Here is a 16,933-nt window from a genome sequence, read left to right on the forward strand (position 1 = left end):
GCTGATGCGGCGAATACTTCTGGGGGCGGCCATGGCCGCGATGCTGGCAGGAAGCGGGGTTTCCCCGGCATTTGCGCAGGGCAATCCATTCCAGCCGCTGATTTATATCAACGACTCGGCCATCACCCGGTACGAGGTTGATCAGCGCATCCGCTTTATGCAGCTGCTGCGCGCGCCCGAGGCAGATCGCGCGGCGGCCGAACAGGCGCTGATCGACGACCGGCTGCGGGTGTTTGCCGCGCGCCAGCTGGGCATCACTGCAAGTGATGAACAGATCGACGCCGGGCTCGCTGAATTTGCCGGCCGCGCCAATATGGGGGTCGAGGATTTTATTCAGGCCCTTGGATCGGCAGGGGTCGAAAGACAGGCTTTCCGTGACTTCGTCGCCGCTGGTGTTGTCTGGCGCGAAGTGGTCCGCCAACGTGTCATGCCTCAGGTCAGGATCTCGGACGCCGAGGTTGATCAAGAGCTGCAGCGCGTAATCGAAACCCCGCGCGTCACCCATATCGCTCTGTCCGAGCTGATCATCCCTGCACCGCCCGGACAAGAAGAGCAGGCGATGGACCTTGCGGAATCGCTGGTGCAAAACGTCCGTTCAGAGGCTGACTTTGCTGCGGCCGCGCGCCGCTATTCGGCGACGCCGTCGGCGCCTCAGGGCGGGCGGTTGCCCTGGACGCCGCTGGCGAACCTGCCCCCTTCGCTGCAACCGATAGTCCTGTCGATGAAGCCGGGCCAGATCAGCCAGCCGCTCAGCGTTCAGGGTGCCGTGGTGCTGTTTTATCTGCGCGATACGCGTGGCACCTTGCGCCCCGGTGCGAAAGAGCAGGTGCTGGACTACGTCCGCTTCCGCCTTGCAAGCATCGCTGATGCGCAGCGCATTGCAGCCGTTTCAAATAGTTGCGAAGAACTGTTCATCCATGCACGCGGCCTGCCACCCGAGCAGATCCAGCGTCAGACGCTGTCGCAAGGCCAGATCCCGACCACCGAGGCGCTGCGCCTTGCAGTGCTTGACGACAATGAAGCGGTCGTTTCGGGTCAGGATGGCGCGGCCGAGATCCTGATGCTTTGTAAGCGCCAGTCGGCCCTGATTGCCGGGGGCGCGCAGCCAGCCCCGGTCGCCACCGCCGCCGCCGGAGGGGAAGATGCCGCGATGCCCGATCCCGACGCGCTGCCTGACCGCGAAGAGGTCCGAAACCAGGTTTTCAACCGCAAGATCAATATGGCCGCAGAGAACTATCTGGCCGAACTGCGCGCCAATGCCGTTATCCGGCGCCCCTGAGCGCGGCCATAATGCCGGGGGCACTTTACCCCCGGCCCCGCAAGGGCATCTGGGACACTGAAATATGACTGAAGCCCGCCCCATTCTTCTGACCTGCGGCGAACCGGCGGGCATAGGGCCCGAACTCGCGCCTAAGGCGTTGGCTGCGGATGTGCCCTTTGTCTTTCTTGGCGACCCGCGCCATCTGCCCGAAGGCACAGACTGGTCTGAGGTTTCGGACCTTGGCGACAAGGTCCCGCCCGGGGTTCTGCCCGTACTTCGTCACGACTTTCCAGCCCCGGCCCGGCCCGGAATACCAGACCCCGCCAATGCCCCGGCCGTGATCGAAGTCATCGCCCGTGCCGTCGGTCTGGCAATGTCCGGCGCGGCAGGCGGAATCTGCACCCTGCCGATCAACAAGGAGGCGCTGAAGCGTGGCGCCGGTTTTGCCTTCCCGGGCCATACCGAATATCTGGCCCATCTGGCCGGAGACGTGCCGGTGGTGATGATGCTCGCCTCGACCACGGTCGAACCGCCCTGCCGGGTGGTGCCGGTAACCATTCACATCGCCCTTTCCGAGGTGCCCGCCGCCCTGACGCCCAAAAGCCTTACCCAGGCGATTCGCATCACTGATGCTGCGATGCGCCGCGATTTCGGGATTAAGCAGCCACGGTTGGCAATCGCCGGGCTGAACCCTCATGCCGGGGAAAACGGCGTTATGGGCGACGAGGAAATGCGTTGGATCGCCCCCCTGATCGAGCAGCTCCGGCGCGAAGAAGGTCTGGACCTGCGAGGCCCGCTGCCCGCCGACACAATGTTTCATCCCTCGGCACGCGCACGTTATGATGCGGCGCTTTGCGCCTATCACGATCAGGCACTGATCCCGATCAAGACTCTGGATTTCGCGGGCGGGGTCAATGTGACGCTGGGACTGCCCTTCGTGCGGACATCGCCCGACCATGGTACGGCCTTTGATATTGCAGGCCGGGGCATCGCCGATGCAGCCAGCGTCATCGCTGCGCTGCGCATGGCCTGGGATATGGCGGGGCGCAGGAAATGAGCACCATCGACGGACTGCCGCCCTTGCGCGATGTGATCGCGCGCCACGACCTGAGGGCGAAAAAACAGCTTGGGCAAAACTTTCTGCTCGACCTGAACCTGACCGCCAAGATCGCCCGTGCTGCGGGGGATCTGGCGGGCTGCGACGTGATCGAGGTCGGCCCCGGTCCGGGCGGGCTGACGCGTGGCTTGCTGGCCGAGGGCGCAAGGCATGTGCTCGCGATCGAAAAGGATGCACGTGCCCTGCCCGCTCTGGCCGAGATCGCCTCGGCCTATCCCGGACGGTTGACCGTGATCCATGGCGATGCGCTTGAAATCGATCCGCTGGCGCATCTGACGCCGCCAATCCGCATTGTCGCCAACCTGCCCTATAACGTCGGGACCGAGCTTCTGATCCGCTGGCTGACGCCTGCGGCATGGCCGCCCTTCTGGCAATCGCTGACGCTGATGTTTCAGAAAGAGGTGGCCGAGCGGATCGTCGCCCAGCCGGGCGGCAAGGCATATGGCCGGCTGGCGGTGCTGGCGCAATGGCGAACCGAGGCGCGGATCGTCATGACCCTGCCGCCCGAAGCTTTCGTACCCGCGCCCAAGGTTCACTCGGCAGTGGTGCATCTGACCGCCCTGCCCGAGCCGCGCTATCCAGCCGACCCGGCGGTCCTCAGCCGTGTTGTCGCAGCAGGCTTTAATCAGCGGCGCAAGATGCTGCGCGCCGCCCTGAAAGGTTTGCACCCCGATATTGAGGCCTTGCTGGTCGCCGCCGGAATCTCGCCTACAGCACGGGCTGAAGAAATCGGGCTGGAGCGGTTTTGCGCGCTGGCGCGGGGTCTTGCCGCCGCGCCGCGCTGATCGCGTTACTCGCCCGAGGCATCCTCAGGCTGCACTTTGGGGGCACGCGACCGGCCACCCTGCGCACGGGTCGAGGTTTTAGCGGCCGGAGCCTTTTCATCCTCTTCCACGGCCTTCTTGCGGCTGCGCGTAGCGGTGCCGGCGGGACGGCCACGACGGCGCGGCTCGGCTTCTTCGGCAGCCGGCCCGGGCGTGGCTGCGGGGGCTTCTGGCTCGGCGCTCGCCTCAGGGGCAGTTCCGGCCGGAGCCGGAGCTACCGCAGGGGCTTCGCTTTCCGGGGTTTCGACCGGGCCGCTTCGACGCTCTTCGGGGGCAATCGCCAGAGGCAGACCGGGAAGAGTGGGCTCTGCCACGGCCTCCTGCGGGCATTCCTCTGCGCGGCTGGCGCGGCGATCCTCACGCCGGTCATCGCGACGCTCGTCACGCCGGTCATCACGACGATCATGGCGTTCCTGACGCTCTTGCCGGTCCTGACGTTCATGGCGCGGCTCATGCCGTTCATGGCGATGGCCGTTCTGGCCGTTGCCGTTTTCTGACGGCCCCGAATGACCATGGCCGTTACCATTGCCATTGGCATTCCCATTGCCCTCGTAATCATCGTCACGGGACTGATGGTGTTGCTGCTGGCGTTCGGCCTGCTCACGCTGTGCCTCACCCAGAAGACGGGTGTAATGCTCTGCGTGCTGAAGAAAATTCTGCTCAGCCACCCGGTCATTGGAGAGCTGGGCATCACGGGCAAGCGTAAGGTATTTTTCGATGATCTGCTGGGGCGTGCCGCGCACCTTGCCCTCGGGTCCCGAAGAATCAAAGACACGGTTAACGATATTGCCCAGCGAACGCTGTCGGTTCGACTTGTTACGCGAACGGGATTTGGATGATCTCATCAGCTTGTTGTCAGTTTATGCCCGGCAAAAGCCGGCTGAGGTTAGGGTCATCTCTAAGGCGAGTGCCAGCGCAGGAGCGGCGCTTGGCCTGGTTCCCGCGTCACCAGTGTAGGCTGGGTTATCTGAGTATAACTGACCCGTGCGTGGGCTGCTCGCCCCCGTCACAATTGCGAATAAACATGCCGCGCCGCGGCTTACAAGCGAAATTTTCATCTCCTGGCATGAAAAGCGCGGATCATTGCCGGCTCAGGGCGCATTACGAGCGCAAACAACCCGGTCACGGCCATCAAGATCAGGCAGGATACGCACATCAATCAGCCCGGCAGCACGCATCAGCCCCGCGACGGCAGCGCCTTGCGTCGGGCCGATTTCAACCATCAGGCGGCCGCCGGGCGACAGGTGTGCGGGCGCTCCGGCGGCAATGGCGCGATAGGCGGTAAGCCCGTCAGCCTCATCCGTCAGGGCCTGACGCGGCTCCCATTTCTGCACTTCGGGGACAAGATCGCCCATTTCATTCAGCGCGATATAGGGCGGATTCGAGACGATCAAATCAAAGGTTTCCGTGATCGCCATAAACCAGTCAGATTCGAGGAAATTTGCAGAAACATTTATTTTATATGCATTTTCTCTCGCAACTTCCAGCGCCTTTGCGGAAATATCGGTGCCTGTCCCGCGCACACCCGGCCGCTCGGCCAGAAGCGAGATCAGAATGGCGCCCGTCCCGGTACCAAGATCAAGAACGGATGAGAAAGGCTCGGCCAGCGCCGCCTCGACCAGCGTTTCGGTTTCGGGCCGCGGGTCAAGCGTATCGCGGGTGACGCGGAACTCATGCTTCCAAAATGCGCGGCGGCCAAGGATCTGACTGACCGGCTGACGCTCGGCCCGCGCGGCAATGGCTGCGTCAAAACGCCGCAACATCTCTGAGGGCAGCGGAGCGGCCAGTGCCCCGGTCAACCGATGGCGCGGCACATCCAGAATATGGGTAAGCAGCAGGCGCGCGTCATCTGCCGCGCCGGGAACACCAGCGGCAGCAAGGCGCCTGGCGCCTTGGCGCAGCGCCTCGGCCCCGGTCATGCGCTTAGCCCCCTTCCGCAGCAGCCAGGCGCGCGGCCTGATCGTGGGTGGTCAGCGCATCGACGACCTCGCCCAGATCACCCTGAATGATGCGGTCCAGCGAATAAAGGGTCAGGCCAATGCGATGATCGGTCATCCGCCCTTGCGGAAAGTTATAGGTGCGGATGCGTTCGGAACGGTCGCCAGATCCGACCTGAGACTTGCGATCAGCTGCACGCTCAGCATCAGCGCGCGAGCGTTCCAGATCGTAAAGCCGGGCGCGCAGCACGGCCATGGCGTTGGCGCGGTTCTGGTGCTGGGACTTTTCCGAACTGGTCACGACGATACCGGTCGGCAGGTGGGTGATGCGCACCGCCGAATCGGTCGTGTTGACGTGCTGGCCGCCCGCACCGCTGGCCCTCATGGTGTCGATGCGAATGTCATTGGCTGGAATCTCGATATCGACCTCTTGCGCTTCGGGCAGCACCGCGACAGTCGCAGCACTGGTATGAATACGCCCGCCCGATTCTGTTTCGGGAACGCGCTGAACGCGATGAACGCCGGATTCGTATTTCAGCCGGGCAAAGACGCCTTCGCCCTCGATCCGCGCTACGGCCTCGCGTACGCCACCCAGATCGGATTCGGCAAGCTCAAGCAGCTGGAACTGCCAGCCCTGCGATTCGGCAAAGCGGCGATACATGTTGAGCAGATCCGCCGCAAACAGCGCGGCCTCTTCGCCGCCGGTTCCGGGGCGGATCTCAAGGATCGCGGGGCGGGCATCAGCAGCGTCGCGGGGCAAAAGCGCAATGCGCAGCGCGTGCTCCAGATCCGGCAGCAGACTGCGCAGACGCGACAGCTCATCCTCGGCCAGTTCGCGCATCTCGGGATCGGCAAGCATCGCCTGGGCTTCGCGGATGCCGTCCTGTGCTGCACGCCATTCACCGATCTGGGCGACGACGGGCTTTAGCTCGGCATATTCGCGGCTGATCGCCGCAATCTCGTCCGGGGCGGGCCCGGCGTTCAGCCGCGCTTCGAGATACTCGAAACGCTCGACGATCTGGTTAAGGCGGTCCTGCGGCAGCATGAGGTGGAATTAGCCCCTGCGCGCGCCACCGGCAAGGCGGAACCGCGTGGCGGTCTGATACAGATCAAGGCGCCCGTCCGGACCATGAGGCACAATAGCCTTGGCGCGCGACCCAACTCATGTCCTGAGGAGGCATAACGTGAAATTCGTCCCCCTGCTGACCGCAACGAGCCTTGCCCTGTCGGCGCTTGCCGCCTCGGCACAGGTCGCAGCCATCGACAGCAGCGCCCTGCGCGAAGAAGCCAAGGGCATATTCGAGGCGATTCCCGAAACGCTGACCGCTATCAAGCAGACCGAAGAAAACCCCGGGGGCGTCCCCCTGACCGCCGAGAAAATCGAGCTGGGCAAGGCACTGTTTTTTGACCCGCGCATGTCGCGCTCGGGCCTGATCTCGTGCCAGACCTGCCATAACGTCGGGATCGGCGGCGTCGACGGTTTGCCAACCTCGGTCGGGCATGGCTGGCAGCATGGGCCGCGCAACGCCCCCACGATGCTGAATGCGATCTTTAACGCCGCACAGTTCTGGGATGGCCGCGCCCCGGACCTTGCCGAACAGGCCAAAGGCCCCGTGCAGGCCAGTGTCGAGATGAGCAATACCCCGGAAGAGCTGGTCAAGACGCTGAACTCGATGCCGGAATATACCGAGGCCTTCAAAGCGGCCTTCCCCGACCAGCAGGACCCGGTGAGCTTTGACAACTTCGCTGCCGCAATCGAACAGTTCGAGGCAACGCTGATCACCCCGCACAGTGCCTTTGACCGTTTTCTGACCGGCGACGATAACGCGCTGAACGAACAGCAAAAGCGCGGATTGCAGGCCTTTATGGATACCGGCTGCACGGGCTGTCATTATGGGATTAACTTTGGCGGACAGGACTACCATCCCTTTGGCCTGATTGCCAAACCGGGCGCGGATGTTCTGCCCGTTGCAGACAAGGGCCGGTATGAAATCAGCCTGACGGCCAGCGACGAATATGTCTTCCGCGCCGCGCCGCTGCGCAACGTTGCGCTGACCGCGCCCTATTTCCACTCGGGCGTGGTCTGGGATCTGAAAGAGGCGGTGCAGATCATGTCTTCGGCCCAGCTCGGGACTGAACTGACGCCGGAACAGGTTGACGATATCGTCGCCTTCCTTGGCGCACTGACGGGCGAGCAGCCGCAGATCACCCATCCGATCCTGCCAGCCCGGACCGACACGACACCCCTGCCCGCCCCCATGTAAGAGGGCGCGAATGAAAAAGGGGCCCGACCGGGGGCCCTTTATCTGGTGCGATGGTGACTGTTACTCGGCCTTTACCGCCTCGACAGTCACCTTGATTTCGACCTCATCAGCAATGGCCGGGGCGAATTTACCAAGGTTGAATTCCGAGCGTTTGATATCGGCCTCCCCATCGAAACCGGCAGCTTCCTTGCCGGTCATCGGATGGTTGCCGCGCTGGTTCAGATCAACGTCCAGCACCACCTGCTTGGTAACGCCGTTCAGCGTCAGATCGCCGGTGACTCTGGCTTCGTCATCGCCATCAAGCTCGACCTTGGTCGATTTGAAGGTCGCGACCGCGCCGCTTGCATCGGTGTTAAAGAAATCCGGCCCGAACAAATGCTTGTCCAGCTCTTCGGAAACGGTGCGCAGGCCCGACAGCGGGATCGTCGCCTCAACGCTGGAATTGGCCGGGTTCTCTGCATCAAGCAGCAGTTTGCCGGTCACGCCATTGATGATGCCAGTGCTCGTCGAAAAGCCAAGGTGGCTGTACTCGAACACCACCTGGCTGTGCGAAGGATCAAACTCATAGGCCACCGGCTCGGCCATGGCGGCAGTGGTGCCAAGCAGGACAAGCGCTGCGGCGGGGGCGAGGATGGTTTTCATGCTGAACTCCCGTTTGAAAAGGTTGCATCGGTTCTGCCAGAAAATACCCCGGCATCAACAATGGTTTCCCACAATAAACCTGACATTTTCGTGTTTCGCCGCAGCGCCGGAACTCTGTCGCCGCCATGGCGATTTTCCGGGATTTTATGGTGTTTTGCCTTGCAATCCCGGCCCGGACCGATATAAGGCCGCATCCTTCCGCAAATGCGAAACCGGCGCAGCCTCTCGTGGCGGGGCGCGGAAGGGATGTCCCGCCGTTGAAATGCGCCCCGACACAAAGGTGCAGACATGCCGCTTTATGAGCATGTGATGATCGCCCGTCAGGACCTGTCGAATGCACAGGCCGAAGGGCTGATCGAACATTTTTCGACCGTGATCGCCGATAACGGCGGCAAGGTCGTGGACAGCGAATACTGGGGCGTGCGCACGCTCGCCTATAAAATCAACAAGAACCGCAAGGGCCATTACGCCTTCCTGCGTTCGGACGCGCCCTCGGCCGCCGTGCAGGAGATGGAGCGTCTGGCCGGTCTGCACGAAGATGTCATGCGCGTGCTGACCATCCGCGTGGACGAGCACAAAGAAGGCCCGTCGATCCAGATGCAGAAACGTGACGAGCGCAGCGAGCGTGGCGAACGCCGCGAGCGCCGTGAGCGCGACGACCGGAACTAAGGGAAAGGAACCAGATCATGGCTAACAAACCTTTCTTCCGCCGCCGGAAAGTCTGCCCCTTCTCGGGTGAGAACGCCCCGACCATCGATTACAAGGACACGCGCCTGCTGCAGCGTTACATCAGTGAACGCGGCAAGATCGTGCCCTCGCGCATCACCGCCGTCTCGGCCAAGAAGCAGCGTGAACTTGCGCGCGCCATCAAACGCGCCCGCTTCCTCGCCCTGCTGCCCTATGCCGTGAAGTAAGGAGAGACGATCATGCAAGTCATCCTGCTGGAACGTGTGGCCAAGCTGGGCCAGATGGGCGACGTGGTGAAGGTCAAGGACGGGTTCGCACGCAACTTCCTCTTGCCGCAAGGCAAGGCGCTGCGTGCCTCGGACGCCAACATTCAGGCTTTCGAAGCCCGCAAGGCCGAACTCGCCGCCCGCAACGACGAGACCCGCGACGAGGCACAAAAGATCGCCGGGAAGCTGGAAGGTCAGACCTTCATCATCATCCGCTCGGCTTCGGATTCGGGCGCGCTCTACGGCTCGGTCACCCCACGTGACGCCGCCGAGGCCGCTCAGGCCGAAGGCTTTGCGGTCGAGCGCCGTCAGGTCGTTCTGACCGCTCCGATCAAAGAGCTGGGTCTGCACGACATCCGCGTGCACCTGCACCCGGAAGTTGATGTGACGATCCGCCTGAACGTTGCCCGTTCGGCCGAAGAGGCCGAGCTGCAAGCTACGGGCAAATCGATCCAGGAACTGGCCGCCGAAGAAGAGGCTGCTGCCGATTTCGAGATCGCCGAACTCTTCGACGATATCGGCGCGGCCGGCCGCGACGAGGACGAAGCCGAAAGCTGATCTCAGCCCGGCATATCGCTATTATGGAAAAACGCGCCGCAACCCGGCGCGTTTTTTCATGGGCGGCGTCGACATACGCCGGGCGGAACATTCCTTGCAGTTCAGGGGTTGAGATAGAAAGCCTCCGACAGCCAGAGGATCTGCCTTCATGCCCGATCACGACGATCTGCCCTTTGACGATGATACGCCGCCCATCACCCGCACAGCTGCTGATGAGACGAGCCAGACCCGATTTGGCCCCCAGCCGGTGCCCGAAGGTCATCACCGTCCATCAGGACCGGCAGAATCGCGTCACATCCCGCCGCATGGCGATGTCGCGCCTGATGGTCTTCGCGCTTGGCCGCGCCCCTCACGCCCGGCGAAATGGCTGGTCTGGGGCGGAGCAGGACTTGCAGCCGCTGCTTTGACAGTGGGGGCGGCCTATGCCGCACGCGGGCTGGTCGATCTGCTGGTGGATGACAAGCGCGCGCCCTCACCGCGCAGCAGGGATGCAGCCCCCGCGGCCCCGCCAAAAGAGCCTGCGCGAAAACCCCGCCCGCCCAGGGCGACACGGCGCGCCCCGCGCCAGAATCTGTTGCAAGAGGTCGAGGCAAACACTGCCAGCCTGACCAATGGCATTGAAAATGTGATGGGCGCCATGACCGCCGCGATGGAAGGCTTTCGCACCGTCGCCGGTCAGGCCAGCGCCATCATGCAGGAATTCGGCGATGCCGCAGCACTGGCCAGCAGTCTCACCGGCCGCAATCCGGCTGAGCCGCACGCGCCCAAACCACGGCGCGACAGCGGCCCTATGCCCGATCTGCGTGATGATCCCCTGACCCACGATCCAATGGACGGTCCCGAGGGGAAAGGCCCCGCTGATCACGATCCACGCCTGCATCGGCTGTAGGGCCGAATATGAAAAGGGCCGCCCCGGGGCGGCCCTTTGATGTTTCACCGACAGGTCGGATCAGACCTGATCCAGAGCCTCAATGGCTTTTTCGAGGTCTTCCTTGGTCACGGTCTTGTCCGAAACCTTGGCGCCTTCGACGATGTGGTCGACGACCTTATCTTCAAAGATCGGCGCGCGCAGCTGCTGCTGGGCCTGCGGGTTCTGCTGAACGAACTCAAAGAAGGCACGCTCTTGACCCGGGAACTGACGGGCCTGACGCAGCACCGCCTGGGTCATCTCCTGATCCGAAACGGTGATTTCGGCCTTCTGACCGATCTCGGCCAGCAGCAGACCCAACCGGACGCGACGCTCGGCCAGCTTCAGATGCTCGTCGGTCGGCTCGATCTCGCCATGGTTATGGCCGTGCTCTTCGGGGTGCTCTTCGTGCCAAAGCTGATGCGCGATCTGATGCGCCTCGGCCTCGACCAGCGATTCGGGCAGTTCGAACTGAACCAGAGCGTCCAGCTTGTCGAGCAGCGCCCGCTTGAGCACCTGACGCGAGGCACCTTTATATTCGGCCTCAAGACGCTCACGGATCTGGCCTTTCAGCGCATCCAGGCTTTCAGCGCCGAATTTCTTGGCCAGTTCGTCGTCAATCTCGGCCGGTTTGGGGGCCTTGACCGCCTTGACGGTGGTTTCAAAGATCGCGTCCTTGCCGGCCAGATGCGGCGCGCCATACTCTTCGGGGAATTTGACCTCGACCTTGACTTCCTCACCGGCTTTGGCGCCGATCAACTGATCTTCAAACCCGGGGATGAAGCTTTTCGAGCCCAGCACCAGCGGATAATCCTCGGCCGTGCCCCCCTCGAATGCTTCGCCATCGACGATGCCTTTAAAGTCGATCACAACCTGATCGCCTTCTTTGGCTTTGGTGCCTTTTTTACGGTCCTCAAAGGACTGGGCATTCTTGGCGAGGTTTTCCAGCGCCTCGGTCACCTGCTCTTCGCTGGCTTCGACGACCAGACGCTCAAGCTCGATACCCGACAGATCGGCCTCGGGAATCGCCGGCAGGGCTTCGTAGTTCACGGTAACGACGACATCGTCGCCTTCTTTCCAGTTCTCGCCGTTGACCATTTCGATCTTGGGCTGAACGGCAGGACGGTCGCCCGATTTTTCCAGGTGATCGCGCAGGGCCTTATCAATGGCCTCCTGCATGGCGTCGCCCATGACGCGCTGACCGAACTGCTTTTTCAGCAGCGCCAGCGGCACCTTGCCCTTGCGGAAGCCCTTAATCTCGATCTCGGGCTGAGCTTCTTTCAGCTTCGCATCCACCTGCGCCGCCAAATCGGCCGCAGGCAGAGTAAATTCGTAGCCCCGCTTCAGCCCCTCGTTCTGGGTTTCCTTGACCTGCATTTGTCTTCCTTCATCCACAAACCATGCCGCGGGCAGAGGCATCCCGGCCCCTGGCGCCGGAAATTCCTTTCCGCGCCCCGCCTGTTTCAGCGCGCTAGCTAGGGGATTTCGCCCGCCATAGCAAGGACGAAGGCAGGTTTTGCAGGTTGGACAGCCAAGGAATCGCCCCGTCAAAGCCCCTTACGCGACCACCCCGCTTGCACCTGTCAGACCTGGGGTAGAATCGCCAAAAACATATCGGTCAGTCAGGCGGCGCAAACAGGCCACGAAGCACAATCAGCGGTCTTTTGCCGAGCCTTCCCTGCACAACCGCCAATTGCCGGTTCAGCAAAATCAAGCGTATCTGACCAAAAAGTCAGTAATTTGAACCTAACTTATGGATATATTCCCATAAGGAAGGCAACAGTGCATACAGGCCGCGCTGCGTAAGTGGTTGTTTGTTCAAATCGGCAAGCGGTTATCTGGTCATCAGTTCAGACTGACCGGAATGCAGAGATTCCTGCATTCCCCGGGCCATTGTCCGGGACGGACTGTCGGACCAGCGCATGTCCAGATTGCAAAAGACCAGCGCTGATTTAGTCCACACTCGCCCCGAACGGGCCAATCTACATCTGGTTCTAGGTATCTCTGCACATAAATTGTGCAGAAACTTTTCATCTTTGCATGGCTGGCCCTGCACCAGAATACAAAGGCCGCCCTTGGGGCGGCCTTTTCGATGCGGATTTGCCGGGGTTATCAGCCCCGCGCACGCACCACCTGCAACAGCGGCATCACCTCGGACATGTCTGGCCCATGCGCCTGCCCAGTCAGGGCCTTGCGCAACGGCATAAACAGCCCCTTGCCCTTACGGCCAGTTGCCTCTTTTACCTTGGCCGTGAACTCGGCCCAGCTGGTTTCGCTATAGGGCGGAGGCGGCAAAAGCTTCATAGCCTCGGCAATGAACCCGGCATCTTCGGGGTCGATCTGAGGCTCAGCACCTTTCGAGAAAATCTCCCACCAGCCAGCAAGATCGTCAAGCTTGGTGATGTTTTGCGAAGCCACCCGCCAGAACCGCTCGGCCAGATCCGCAGGGACGCCAAGCGTTGCGATGCGATCGCGGACAGCATCGAACGGGCGCGACTGGTTTGCTTCGCGGGTCAGCGGCCAAAGATCCTCGGCATCAAACTTGGTGGGCGAGGCGCCGAACTGGCCAAGATCGAACCCTTCGGCAAGCTCGTCGAGCGACATCCGCAGCTCGACCGGCTGCGAAGAGCCCAGCCGCGCCATCAACGACAGCAGCGCCTCGGGTGCGACGCCATTTTCACGCAGGTCCTTGATCGACAACGTGCCAAGGCGTTTGGAAAGCTCTTCCCCCTGAGCGCCGGTCAGAAGGCTGTGATGGGCAAAAGCCGGCGGCTCGGCCCCAAGGGCGCGGATGATCTGGATCTGCGTCGCCGTATTCGTCACATGGTCGGCACCGCGTACGATATGGGTCACGCCCATATCGGCGTCATCGACCGAGCTGGCAAAGGTGTAAAGCACCTGCCCATCCGCACGGATCAGCACCGGGTCCGAGACGCTGGCCGCGTCGATCGAGATCGGGCCAAGGATGCCGTCGGTCCACTCGATCCGCTCCTGATCCAGCAGAAAGCGCCAGTAGCCATCACGCCCCTGAGCGCGCAGCTTGTCCTTGTCTTCGACCGACAGGTTCAGCCCGGCGCGGTCATAGACAGGAGGCTTGCCCATGTTGAGCTGCTTTTTGCGCTTCAGGTCCAGCTCGGTCGGGGTCTCGAACACCTCATAAAGCCGCCCAGCCTCGCGCAGGCCCTGCGCAGCCTCGGCATAGCGATCCAGCCGGTCGGACTGACGCTCGATACGGTCCCAGGTCAGGCCCAGCCACTCAAGGTCGCGCTGGATGCCGTCGGCGTATTCCTGCTTTGACCGCTCGCGGTCGGTGTCGTCCAGACGCAGGATAAAGGTGCCGCCCGTCTTGCGCGCGATCAGATAGTTCATCAGCGCCGTGCGCAGGTTGCCGACATGGATATGGCCGGTGGGCGAAGGGGCGAAACGGGTGATTGTCATGGAAGGTCTCCTGTCGGCTTCGCTCTTTCACAAACGGCGGTTTTTGTCCATATCGGGACCAAAGACGAGGTGAGCAGATGCTTGACTGGAAGAACGCCGAGGCCCCTGACACGGCCATGATCGAGGAACTGGCGCGCGAGGCCATCGCCGGCCTGCCCCCTGAATTCGCCGGCCCCGCCTCGCAGGTCGTTCTGCGCGTCGAGGACTTCGCCAGCGACGCGTTCCTCGATGAGCTGGAAATCGACGACCCGCTAGAGCTGACCGGCCTCTATGACGGCGTGCCGATGACCGAGAAATCTGCAAGCGCCCCTCAGCATTTTCCCGACACGGTCTGGCTGTTTCGCCGGGCGATCCTGGATGAATGGGCATCGCGCGGCGATGTGACGTTGGGTCAGCTTGTCGCGCATGTCGTGGTACATGAATTCGCCCATCACTTTGGCTGGTCCGACGATGATATCGCCGCCATCGACCGCTGGTGGGAATGATGCCGCAGGCCCCGATCCTGACCATCACACTGAACCCGGCGCTGGATGTCACCACCGCTGCGGCGCGGGTAGTGCCTGATATCAAGCTGCGATGCGATGCGCCGCGACTGGATCCCGGCGGCGGTGGCATCAACGTCAGCCGCGCGATCCGCGCCATGGGAGGGGAAAGCACCGCGCTGGTCGCGCTGGGTGGCAGCACGGGACAGCGCATTGCCGAGCTGCTGGAGGAAACCGGCATCCCTCTGCACATGCTGCCCGCCCCAGGGGAGACACGGCAATCCCTTACCGTGGACGACCGCACGATCCGTCAGCAATTCCGTTTCGTCATGCCCGGGCCGGAATGGTCCGCGGCGGATGTCGATGCCGCACTGGATGCCGCAGCACGCGAGGCGCGGCCAGGCGCTCTGGTGGTGCTCTCGGGTTCGAACCCTCCCGGCGTGCCTGCCAGCTTTGCCGCGCTGTTGGCCGAAAGGCTGCGCGGCACTGGCGCAAGGCTGATCGTGGATACCTCGGGCGAGGCATTGACCGAGATCGCGGCAGCCACCGACAGGCGGGTCGAGATCCTGCGGATGGACGACGAAGAGGCCGAGGGGCTTGCGGGTCGGTCTCTGCCCTTTCGCGCTGATACAGCCGCCTTTGCGGCCAACCTCGTCGCATCGGGCGCAGCCCATGGGGTAATCGTCGCGCGCGGGCGTGACGGCAATATCATCGCCACAGACCAAGGCGTCTGGCATGCCGAGGCCGCGCGTGTGCAGGTCGTCAGCAAGGTCGGCGCGGGCGACAGCTTCCTTGCGGGCTTTACCCTTGGTCATGCCCGTGGCTGGCCGGTGGCCGAGGCCTTGGGTCTGGCCGCCGCAGCCGCGTCAGCAACCGTACAGACCCCCGCGACCGAACTTTGCCGGGGCGGGGATGTCGAGCGGCTGTTTGCGGCACGGGTGGTGACGCAAATGCAGCCCTGACAGCACGCGGCCTAACTGCGCCCGTCCATACGCACGAAATCCAGCACGCTGCCCTGACCCGGGCCCAATTCGGACCAGCTGTCGATCTGGAAATCAACCACCAGCGTCGCTGCCGTCGGATAACGACGAAAATCCGGATCAAGCGGTGCACGTGCCGGCAGCATAGCAGCAAATTCGGCAATGCCGGGATTGTGCCCGATCATCATCACCGTCGGGGCCGTGGCGCTGCGCAGAATCGCAAGCATCTTCTCAGGCCCAGCCTGATAAAGCGCCGGCTCATAACGAAGATGCGGGCGCACCTCCAGCGGAGCCTTGGCCACCCGATCCCAGGTTTCGCGAGTGCGCTCGGCAGTCGAGCACAGCACCTCTTCGGGCTCATAGCCACGGCTTGCCAGCCAGTCGCCCAGTTCCCGCGCCGAACGGCGGCCACGCTCATTCAACGGGCGGTCATGGTCAGGCTGCGTCGGATCGTCCCAGGACGATTTCGCGTGACGGGTCAGGATCAGACGGCGGTGTCCGAGTGGAGTCATCGAATTGCCTTTTCGGCCATACGGTTAAGGACGTGACGGTTAAGGACAAGGCAGCGCAGCCGAGCCTGCCACAGCTTCCGCCGCGCGGGCAAGCATTCTCTTGCAGGCGCTGCGACGCTGCCGCTAGAGGCTGCTGGCGCCCTGACGCAGACCGTGCGGCTTGATCCGCGGTTCGGTCGAACGAATGAGAGAGCCTGCGCCGTGTTCAGTGAACAGCTCTAGCAGACAGGCGTTCGGCACCCTACCGTCAAGAATGACCACGGCACGCACGCCCTCTTCCAGCGCCTTCAGCGCCGTTTCGGTCTTGGGGATCATGCCACCGGCGATGGTCCCATCAGCGATCATCGAGCGCACCTGATCGGGGTGCAGCTGCGTCACCACCTCGCCCGAAGCGTCCTTGACCCCCGACACATCCGTCAGAAGCAACAGGCGATCAGCCTGCAGCGCACCTGCAATCGCACCCGCGGCGGTATCGCCATTGACGTTGAAGGTTTCGTTATCCTCCATCCCCGTCGCCACAGGCGCAATGACCGGGATCAGACCGGCGTTATAAAGGTCGCGGATAATCTGGACGTTCATCTCGACCGGGCGGCCGACAAAGCCCAGTTCGGGATCGTCCGGCTCGCAAACCATCAGGTCATCGTCTTTGCCCGAGATGCCGACCGCGCGACCGCCGGCGTCGTTGATTGCCTGCACGATCCGCTTGTTGACAAGACCCGAGAGAACCATTTCCACCACCTCGACCGTCTCGCGGGTGGTGACGCGCTTACCGCGCACAAAACTGCTTTCGATGCCCAGCTTGCCCAGCAGTTCGTTGATCATCGGGCCACCGCCATGACAGACCACCGGATGAATACCGACCTGCTTCATCAGCACGATATCGCGGGCAAATTCGGCCATGGCCGCATCGTCGCCCATGGCATTACCACCGAATTTCACGACCACGACCGCGCCCGAATAGCGCTGCATATAGGGCAATGCTTCCGAGAGGGTACGGGCGGTGGCGATCCAGTTCCGGTTCATGTTCTGCTTTCTCATCAGGGGCCCCTGTTCGTCGC

18 protein-coding genes are annotated in these 16,933 nt (G+C 62.7%); 10 read left to right on the forward strand and 8 right to left on the reverse strand.

From position 1 onward, the window contains the following. Positions 1 to 4 precede the first annotated feature (4 nt). From M511_RS08845 to rsmA, 3 genes are all read left to right on the forward strand, one after another. On the forward strand, positions 5 to 1,279 hold the full coding sequence (locus M511_RS08845) for a peptidylprolyl isomerase (RefSeq protein WP_029372146.1): 1,275 nt from the start codon (positions 5 to 7) through the stop codon (positions 1,277 to 1,279). Between the two features lie 64 nt (positions 1,280 to 1,343). Further along, positions 1,344 to 2,318 (forward strand): 4-hydroxythreonine-4-phosphate dehydrogenase PdxA, encoded by a 975-nt coding sequence (pdxA, locus tag M511_RS08850; RefSeq protein WP_085501962.1) that lies wholly within the window; start codon positions 1,344 to 1,346, stop codon positions 2,316 to 2,318. Continuing rightward, positions 2,315 to 3,163, forward strand: a complete 849-nt coding sequence (gene rsmA, locus M511_RS08855; protein ID WP_010396830.1) for a 16S rRNA (adenine(1518)-N(6)/adenine(1519)-N(6))-dimethyltransferase RsmA — start codon at positions 2,315 to 2,317, stop codon at positions 3,161 to 3,163. The genes pdxA and rsmA overlap by 4 nt, the downstream gene beginning before the upstream one ends. Positions 3,164 to 3,168: 5 nt before the next feature. Here the strand turns inward: rsmA and M511_RS08860 are convergent, their stop codons facing one another. The 3 genes from M511_RS08860 to prfA all read right to left on the reverse strand — a co-directional run bounded on the left by M511_RS08860 (position 3,169) and on the right by prfA (position 6,184). Then, positions 3,169 to 4,047 carry a DUF4167 domain-containing protein gene (locus M511_RS08860; RefSeq protein ID WP_040602027.1) on the reverse strand — a complete coding sequence of 293 codons (879 nt, stop codon included), beginning with the start codon at positions 4,045 to 4,047 and terminating at the stop codon, positions 3,169 to 3,171. A 246-nt stretch (positions 4,048 to 4,293) separates the two neighbouring features. Further along, a complete protein-coding gene (gene prmC / locus M511_RS08865; RefSeq protein WP_085501963.1) occupies positions 4,294 to 5,121 on the reverse strand; it encodes a peptide chain release factor N(5)-glutamine methyltransferase in 828 nt (275 codons plus the stop codon). 4 nt (positions 5,122 to 5,125) lie between these two features. Then, positions 5,126 to 6,184, reverse strand: a complete 1,059-nt coding sequence (gene prfA / locus M511_RS08870; protein WP_085501964.1) for a peptide chain release factor 1 — start codon at positions 6,182 to 6,184, stop codon at positions 5,126 to 5,128. Between the two features lie 139 nt (positions 6,185 to 6,323). Between prfA and M511_RS08875 the strand changes: the two genes are divergently transcribed. Further along, on the forward strand, positions 6,324 to 7,403 hold the full coding sequence (locus tag M511_RS08875) for a cytochrome-c peroxidase (RefSeq protein WP_085501965.1): 1,080 nt from the start codon (positions 6,324 to 6,326) through the stop codon (positions 7,401 to 7,403). A 60-nt stretch (positions 7,404 to 7,463) separates the two neighbouring features. On the opposite strand, the gene M511_RS08880 is transcribed toward M511_RS08875, so the two are convergent. Further along, on the reverse strand, positions 7,464 to 8,045 hold the full coding sequence (locus M511_RS08880; protein ID WP_085501966.1) for a YceI family protein: 582 nt from the start codon (positions 8,043 to 8,045) through the stop codon (positions 7,464 to 7,466). Between the two features lie 288 nt (positions 8,046 to 8,333). Here M511_RS08880 and rpsF point away from each other — a divergent pair, with 288 nt between their 5' ends. The 4 genes from rpsF to M511_RS08900 all read left to right on the forward strand — a co-directional run bounded on the left by rpsF (position 8,334) and on the right by M511_RS08900 (position 10,445). After that, the gene (rpsF, locus tag M511_RS08885; protein WP_010396838.1) at positions 8,334 to 8,714 is read left to right on the forward strand and encodes a 30S ribosomal protein S6; all 381 of its coding nucleotides are present in this window, start codon (positions 8,334 to 8,336) and stop codon (positions 8,712 to 8,714) included. 17 nt (positions 8,715 to 8,731) lie between these two features. Further along, positions 8,732 to 8,959 (forward strand): 30S ribosomal protein S18, encoded by a 228-nt coding sequence (gene rpsR, locus M511_RS08890; RefSeq protein WP_010396850.1) that lies wholly within the window; start codon positions 8,732 to 8,734, stop codon positions 8,957 to 8,959. Between the two features lie 12 nt (positions 8,960 to 8,971). After that, on the forward strand, positions 8,972 to 9,556 hold the full coding sequence (rplI, locus tag M511_RS08895) for a 50S ribosomal protein L9 (protein WP_085501967.1): 585 nt from the start codon (positions 8,972 to 8,974) through the stop codon (positions 9,554 to 9,556). A gap of 148 nt (positions 9,557 to 9,704) precedes the next feature. After that, the gene (locus M511_RS08900) at positions 9,705 to 10,445 is read left to right on the forward strand and encodes a hypothetical protein (protein ID WP_085501968.1); all 741 of its coding nucleotides are present in this window, start codon (positions 9,705 to 9,707) and stop codon (positions 10,443 to 10,445) included. A 60-nt stretch (positions 10,446 to 10,505) separates the two neighbouring features. Here the strand turns inward: M511_RS08900 and tig are convergent, their stop codons facing one another. Together tig and gltX are read right to left on the reverse strand one after the other, a co-directional pair. Then, entirely contained in the window at positions 10,506 to 11,840 is a 1,335-nt protein-coding gene (gene tig, locus M511_RS08905; protein WP_085501969.1) for a trigger factor, read from the reverse strand. A 735-nt stretch (positions 11,841 to 12,575) separates the two neighbouring features. Beyond that, complete coding sequence (gene gltX / locus M511_RS08910; RefSeq protein WP_085501970.1) at positions 12,576 to 13,901, reverse strand: glutamate--tRNA ligase; 1,326 nt, start codon at positions 13,899 to 13,901, stop codon at positions 12,576 to 12,578. Between the two features lie 77 nt (positions 13,902 to 13,978). Here gltX and M511_RS08915 point away from each other — a divergent pair, with 77 nt between their 5' ends. Together M511_RS08915 and M511_RS08920 are read left to right on the forward strand one after the other, a co-directional pair. Continuing rightward, on the forward strand, positions 13,979 to 14,386 hold the full coding sequence (locus M511_RS08915; protein ID WP_085501971.1) for a metallopeptidase family protein: 408 nt from the start codon (positions 13,979 to 13,981) through the stop codon (positions 14,384 to 14,386). After that, complete coding sequence (locus tag M511_RS08920; RefSeq protein WP_085501982.1) at positions 14,386 to 15,345, forward strand: 1-phosphofructokinase family hexose kinase; 960 nt, start codon at positions 14,386 to 14,388, stop codon at positions 15,343 to 15,345. Before M511_RS08915 ends, M511_RS08920 begins: the two co-directional genes overlap by 1 nt. Positions 15,346 to 15,356: 11 nt before the next feature. Here M511_RS08920 and M511_RS08925 read toward each other — a convergent pair whose 3' ends face one another. Together M511_RS08925 and argB are read right to left on the reverse strand one after the other, a co-directional pair. Continuing rightward, positions 15,357 to 15,875 carry a SixA phosphatase family protein gene (locus M511_RS08925; RefSeq protein WP_010396860.1) on the reverse strand — a complete coding sequence of 173 codons (519 nt, stop codon included), beginning with the start codon at positions 15,873 to 15,875 and terminating at the stop codon, positions 15,357 to 15,359. 123 nt (positions 15,876 to 15,998) lie between these two features. Further along, complete coding sequence (gene argB, locus M511_RS08930) at positions 15,999 to 16,898, reverse strand: acetylglutamate kinase (RefSeq protein ID WP_010396861.1); 900 nt, start codon at positions 16,896 to 16,898, stop codon at positions 15,999 to 16,001. Between the last annotated feature and the right edge of the window lie 35 nt (positions 16,899 to 16,933).

This window comes from Paracoccus sp. J56, assembly GCF_019633685.1.
Lineage (GTDB): Bacteria > Pseudomonadota > Alphaproteobacteria > Rhodobacterales > Rhodobacteraceae > Paracoccus > Paracoccus kondratievae.

What these genes read in the sequence shown, in the direction of transcription:
- M511_RS08845 (WP_029372146.1), top strand. Translation starts at nt 5, where the DNA reads ATGCGGCGAATACTTCTGGGGGCGGCCATGGCCGCGATGCTGGCAGGA.
- pdxA (WP_085501962.1), top strand. Translation starts at nt 1,344, where the DNA reads ATGACTGAAGCCCGCCCCATTCTTCTGACCTGCGGCGAACCGGCGGGC.
- rsmA (WP_010396830.1), top strand. Translation starts at nt 2,315, where the DNA reads ATGAGCACCATCGACGGACTGCCGCCCTTGCGCGATGTGATCGCGCGC.
- M511_RS08860 (WP_040602027.1), bottom strand. Translation starts at nt 4,047, where the DNA reads ATGAGATCATCCAAATCCCGTTCGCGTAACAAGTCGAACCGACAGCGT.
- prmC (WP_085501963.1), bottom strand. Translation starts at nt 5,121, where the DNA reads ATGACCGGGGCCGAGGCGCTGCGCCAAGGCGCCAGGCGCCTTGCTGCC.
- prfA (WP_085501964.1), bottom strand. Translation starts at nt 6,184, where the DNA reads ATGCTGCCGCAGGACCGCCTTAACCAGATCGTCGAGCGTTTCGAGTAT.
- M511_RS08880 (WP_085501966.1), bottom strand. Translation starts at nt 8,045, where the DNA reads ATGAAAACCATCCTCGCCCCCGCCGCAGCGCTTGTCCTGCTTGGCACC.
- rpsF (WP_010396838.1), top strand. Translation starts at nt 8,334, where the DNA reads ATGCCGCTTTATGAGCATGTGATGATCGCCCGTCAGGACCTGTCGAAT.
- rpsR (WP_010396850.1), top strand. Translation starts at nt 8,732, where the DNA reads ATGGCTAACAAACCTTTCTTCCGCCGCCGGAAAGTCTGCCCCTTCTCG.
- rplI (WP_085501967.1), top strand. Translation starts at nt 8,972, where the DNA reads ATGCAAGTCATCCTGCTGGAACGTGTGGCCAAGCTGGGCCAGATGGGC.
- M511_RS08900 (WP_085501968.1), top strand. Translation starts at nt 9,705, where the DNA reads ATGCCCGATCACGACGATCTGCCCTTTGACGATGATACGCCGCCCATC.
- tig (WP_085501969.1), bottom strand. Translation starts at nt 11,840, where the DNA reads ATGCAGGTCAAGGAAACCCAGAACGAGGGGCTGAAGCGGGGCTACGAA.
- gltX (WP_085501970.1), bottom strand. Translation starts at nt 13,901, where the DNA reads ATGACAATCACCCGTTTCGCCCCTTCGCCCACCGGCCATATCCATGTC.
- M511_RS08915 (WP_085501971.1), top strand. Translation starts at nt 13,979, where the DNA reads ATGCTTGACTGGAAGAACGCCGAGGCCCCTGACACGGCCATGATCGAG.
- M511_RS08920 (WP_085501982.1), top strand. Translation starts at nt 14,386, where the DNA reads ATGCCGCAGGCCCCGATCCTGACCATCACACTGAACCCGGCGCTGGAT.
- M511_RS08925 (WP_010396860.1), bottom strand. Translation starts at nt 15,875, where the DNA reads ATGACTCCACTCGGACACCGCCGTCTGATCCTGACCCGTCACGCGAAA.
- argB (WP_010396861.1), bottom strand. Translation starts at nt 16,898, where the DNA reads ATGAACCGGAACTGGATCGCCACCGCCCGTACCCTCTCGGAAGCATTG.